This is a genomic window from Cellulomonas sp. RIT-PI-Y (assembly GCF_025642745.1).
Taxonomy (GTDB): domain Bacteria; phylum Actinomycetota; class Actinomycetes; order Actinomycetales; family Cellulomonadaceae; genus Cellulomonas.
On sequence record NZ_JANZKP010000092.1, the window covers coordinates 1 to 3,544 of the forward strand.

General features: G+C 71.5%; 4 protein-coding genes and 1 tRNA gene. 1 reads left to right on the forward strand and 4 read right to left on the reverse strand.

What is annotated here, in order from left to right:
• Positions 1–809 (forward strand): solute carrier family 23 protein (locus OGL89_RS16720; RefSeq protein WP_276582585.1); only part of this gene is annotated, 809 nt, incomplete at its 5' end.
• Between the two features lie 59 nt (positions 810–868).
• Here the strand turns inward: OGL89_RS16720 and OGL89_RS16725 are convergent.
• The 4 genes from OGL89_RS16725 to OGL89_RS16740 all read right to left on the reverse strand — a co-directional run bounded on the left by OGL89_RS16725 (position 869) and on the right by OGL89_RS16740 (position 3,336).
• The gene (locus tag OGL89_RS16725) at positions 869–1,468 is read right to left on the reverse strand and encodes a LytR C-terminal domain-containing protein (RefSeq protein WP_263121307.1); all 600 of its coding nucleotides are present in this window, start codon (positions 1,466–1,468) and stop codon (positions 869–871) included.
• Between the two features lie 95 nt (positions 1,469–1,563).
• The gene (locus tag OGL89_RS16730) at positions 1,564–1,863 is read right to left on the reverse strand and encodes a type II toxin-antitoxin system VapB family antitoxin (RefSeq protein ID WP_168630305.1); all 300 of its coding nucleotides are present in this window, start codon (positions 1,861–1,863) and stop codon (positions 1,564–1,566) included.
• A 133-nt stretch (positions 1,864–1,996) separates the two neighbouring features.
• Complete coding sequence (locus OGL89_RS16735) at positions 1,997–2,950, reverse strand: hypothetical protein (RefSeq protein ID WP_263121308.1); 954 nt, start codon at positions 2,948–2,950, stop codon at positions 1,997–1,999.
• A 301-nt stretch (positions 2,951–3,251) separates the two neighbouring features.
• Positions 3,252–3,336, reverse strand: a tRNA-Ser gene (locus OGL89_RS16740).
• Positions 3,337–3,544: the final 208 nt, after the last annotated feature.

Consider the following 3,544-nt stretch of genomic DNA (forward strand, 5'->3'; position numbering starts at 1 on the left):
TGGTCACCCTCGCGGCGATCATCCTGGTCGCGGTGCTGTTCCGCGGTCTGCTCGGCCGGCTGTCGATCCTGGTCGGAGTGCTGCTCGGCTACCTGGTCGCGGTGATCCGGGGCGAGGTCGACTTCAGCGTGGTCGGCGACGCCGCCTGGCTCGGGCTGCCCGACTTCGTGACGCCGACCTTCGAGCCGAAGCTGCTCGGCCTGTTCCTGCCGGTGGTGTTCGTCCTGATCGCGGAGAACGTCGGTCACGTGAAGTCGGTCGCCGCGATGACCGGGCAGAACCTGGACCACCTGACCGGTCGCGCGCTGTTCGCCGACGGCCTGGCCACCACCATCGCCGGGGTCGGCGGCGGTTCCGGCACGACGACCTACGCGGAGAACATCGGTGTGATGGCGGCGACCCGGGTGTACTCCACCGCGGCGTACTGGGTCGCGGCCGCGACGGCGCTGGTGCTGAGCCTGGTGCCGAAGTTCGGCGCGCTGATCAACACCATCCCGGAGGGCGTGCTCGGCGGGGCGACCACGGTGCTCTACGGGATGATCGGCATCCTCGGCGCCCGGATCTGGGTGCAGAACAAGGTGGACTTCTCCGACCCGGTGAACCTCACCACCGCCGCGGTCGCCCTGGTGATCGGCATCGCCAACTTCACCTGGGTGTTCGGTGACGCGCGGTTCGAGGGGATCGCGCTCGGCTCGGCCGCGGCGATCGTGATCTACCACGTGATGCGGGGCGTGGCCCGGTGGCGCGGGACCGGCCAGGAGCCCGCGTCCCCCGCGTCGGTGCCCGGCGGGACCGAACTGGAGCGCTGAGCAGGAACGACGAAGGCCCCCGGAACACTCCGGGGGCCTTCGTCATGGGTGGGGGTGGGTCAGCCCTCGGCGGCCGGGTCGACCGCTGCCGGGTCGGCGGCCGGGTCCTCGGTCGGCTCCGGCGCGACCGGCTGCGCCACCACGGTGACCTGGTCCATCGGGATGCAGCCCTCGGGCGACGCGAACGGCTGGTCGGCGGTCAGCACGACGTCGCCCGCCGCGACCAGCGCGTTGTAGGCGGTGCCGACGACGACGTCGACGCTGGCGTCCTGGCGGTCGTCCAGCACCAGACGCGGGGAGTCGAACTGCGCGGCGACCGTGTAGGCCTGTGCCGCTCCCTGGGCCCCGAACTGGATCAGCGCGGTGCCCTCCTGGCTGCCGGAGTAGCCCCGGTCGCTGGCATTGCCCTGGACCCCGATCACGAACCCGCGACCGGACAGCGACGTAGAGGTCTCGCCGGCCAGACCGGGCCGGTTGGTGCCGTTGTAGACGTTCACGGTGATCTCGCCGTAGGCCACCGGCACGGCACCCTCGGGCGGGCACGGCGAGTTCGCCGCGGCCAGCCCGGTCGGCGCCGGGGAGGCGATGGCGTGCGAGAGGAACGGCAGGCTGAGGCTCCCGGTGTAGACCGCCGCGGCGCCGAACGCACTGACGGCCATGGCGCCGAGCATCACACCGAAGATCACCGCCTGCCGCTCTCGGACATGGCGGCGCCGGCGCTGTCGCGCGGGGTCGGGCGTGCGGTCAGTGCTCATCACTCATCGATCACCAGGACGCGGGCGTGCAGGACAGGACGCTGTTGCAGAGCTGCGCGGACCGCCCGGTGCAGGCCGTCCTCGAGGTAGAGCGTGCCGCGGAACTGCACCACGTGGGCGAACAGATCGCCGTAGAACGTCGAGTCCTCGGACAACAGGTTGTCCAGGTTCAGCGTGCGCTTGGTGGTGACCAGCTCGTCCAGGCGGACCTGGCGCGGCGCGACCTCCGCCCACTGCTTGGGCGTGACGAGGCCATGGTCGGGGTACGGGCGCCCCTCGCCGACGGCCTTGAAGATCACAGCGGCGAGTGTAGGTGAGAGCGGGGGAGCGGCGTGGGCGTGGCTCGCGGGATCTGGTGGCGGAATGGTAACGACCTGGAGAATCCCGGGGCCGCACACTGGTGTGGGCCCCGGGACGCTCAGCGCTCCCGGATCACTCCTCGTCCGGCGGGCCCCAGCTCCCGCTCGGGATGAAGCTGAAGGACGCGGAGTTGTTGGTGTGGTCGGCGTCGGTCACGTCGTCGGAGATCTGGACGGTCACCACCGAGGCCGGTCGCTGACCGTATCCGAGCGCGGGGTGGTGCAGGCTGAGCAGGAACGTCCGGCTCGCCCCGGCGGTGAGCGGAGTGGCGATCTCGAACCGGGTGATGCCGTCCGCGTGGCTCATGGTCACATCGGCCGCAGGGATGCCGTCGGCGTCGAGCAGGCCGGTGACGTCCCAGTACCCGTTGGCCTGGTCGGCGATCAGCAGCACGATCGGCTCGGTGCCGTCTCCGTCACCGGAGTTGGTCAGGGTGAGTTCGTGCTGGGTGTCACCGGTGGCGTACCCGGTCGGCTGGGTCGCGGTGTCGGCGGCGAAGCTGGGCACATAGTCGACGACGGCCGGGACGACGGGCTCCTCCGGCTCCGGGTCGGGCTCCGGCTCGGGGTCGACGGGGTCCACCGGAACCGTCGGGTCGGTCGGCTCCGTGGGCGTGGTCGGGTCCGTCGGGTCCACGGGCGTCGTGGGGTCCGTCGGGTCCACGGGGGTGGTCGGGTCGGACGGTGTCGCCGGATCGCCGGGGGTGGCCGGGTCGGTCGACGTCGCGGGCTCCGACGGAGTGGTTGGCGCCGGCTCCGCAGTGGTGGTGGCCGTGGTGGCGCTGCCCGAGGCGCCGGTGTCGCATCCGTCGCCGGAGGCGGCCTGGGCCCCACCGGCGCCGGTCATGGTCAGTCCGGCGGTCATGGTCACGGTGAGGGCGATCAGAAGGGTCAACGCGACACCGGCGCGACGCCGGGCACGGGCGCGCCGGGCGATCACGATCATCGCGGTGGCGACCGCGATCATCACGACCGCGATCACGACGAGGGGGACCGGATTGCTGCCGGTCAGGGCGAGGCAGTTCATCGACGCTCCGTTCAGGGGTCTGGTGGCTGAACTCAGCGTGCAGGCAGAACCGATCTCGGGAGTGTCGATCTGCGTGGAACCACGGGGATGGTGCGAGCCAGCGCTGACAGGGACCGGCATCGTGCCGCGGGTGGACCGTGCACTCAGCGGAGGGGGTCGCCGGATTGCGCGGCTGCGTCGGCCGGGCTAGGGGTTCCGCGGGCGGAATTGAGTGGTCGAGCGTAGGTGTCCGGTCCTCCCGGCGCCCACGAAGAAGCCCCCGACCGCGATGCGGATCGGGGGCTTCCCTGTGGTGCTCGTGCGGAGGATGGGGGATTCGAACCCCCGAGGGCTTTCACCCAACACGCTTTCCAAGCGTGCGCCATAGGCCACTAGGCGAATCCTCCTGGCAGTACGCGGGTATCAGCGTACAGGACTCGCAACGGTGGTCGGTGCCCCGTGCTGCACTGGTGCCCGTGACCTCCTTCACCTCGCTGCCCGTGCGCCGGATCCGTCGGGACGAGGGCCCGGTGCCGGAGGCGGAGTGGTTCGCCCGGGTGCCCGCGGTGGCCCAGGTGCTGCGGGAGGGGTGGGCGCTGGACGGTGCCACCGTGC

Coding starts and splice junctions, on each gene's coding strand:
- OGL89_RS16735 (WP_263121308.1), bottom strand. CDS start 2,950: ATGAACTGCCTCGCCCTGACCGGCAGCAATCCGGTCCCCCTCGTCGTG.
- OGL89_RS16725 (WP_263121307.1), bottom strand. CDS start 1,468: ATGGCCGTCAGTGCGTTCGGCGCCGCGGCGGTCTACACCGGGAGCCTC.